Source organism: Aerococcus sp. L_32 (genome assembly GCF_050689315.1).
In genome coordinates this window covers 1-786 of the sequence record NZ_JBOEQF010000861.1, presented here as the reverse complement: position 1 = coordinate 786, position 786 = coordinate 1, and the positions used below count along the sequence as shown (strand labels likewise).

The 786-nt window shown below is 30.3% G+C and carries 1 pseudogene; it reads right to left on the bottom strand.

The features are described 5' to 3' along the window. Nucleotides 1–554: 554 nt before the first annotated feature. Nucleotides 555–786 (bottom strand): annotated as a pseudogene (locus ACRCJ0_RS16950) (alpha/beta hydrolase); the annotation flags it as partial.

Sequence of the window (786 nt, the reverse complement as noted above, 5' to 3'; positions counted from 1 at the left end):
AGTTATGATTTCTTATTTTAGTCATTTTTTCAAAACTAATTATTATCCTAGAAACAGAGTAGAAAATTATATTGATTATGAGTTTACTATTTATGACCGATTGAACCTTTTTATTTTTTTATTTTTAAAGATAAATATATCGCCTATAGAAAAATCTTACAGGCTTAAATAGGCCATCTAAATTCTGTATATCATAAAGGATGATCTGAAGATTTTTTATACACTTGGTAGCTTTGTTCATCCTATTAACTACTTTAGATATTGAGTTAATATCTTTCTAAATAAAATAGATAGCTCAAATTTTCCACAAAAAAAAGAGGGTTTACATGGTCGATTTAGTTAAATAACTAAATTGACTATGTAAACCCTGGTATTGATATTTACAGTATTCGTTTTTTGACAATAGATATTAGCCAAGACATCATCGTTAAGATACAATCAAGCCATAGAAAGTAAACTTTTAGTTGGAAAAGTGTCACTTATCTACATTTATTTAAATGATCCGTTTAAATTCTTTTAGAAGACTTATCAAATATTAACCAAATCATAAGAGTTTACAATGGCCAACCTTGGCTAATAAATCGTAGACAATTTGGTAGGTGTTTAGACCAATATTTTTCTGAATGTTCGTCCCCATGGAAAATATTCAAGGACACATTTTCTGGCGCCACACCTGACTGCATCACCTGTTGGCTATATTTAATGGCATCCGTAATATAAGCCTGTTCGGTATTAGGACCGATGATCATCTCATCTACCTCGTCCCCTTCTTCTGTACCACATTCA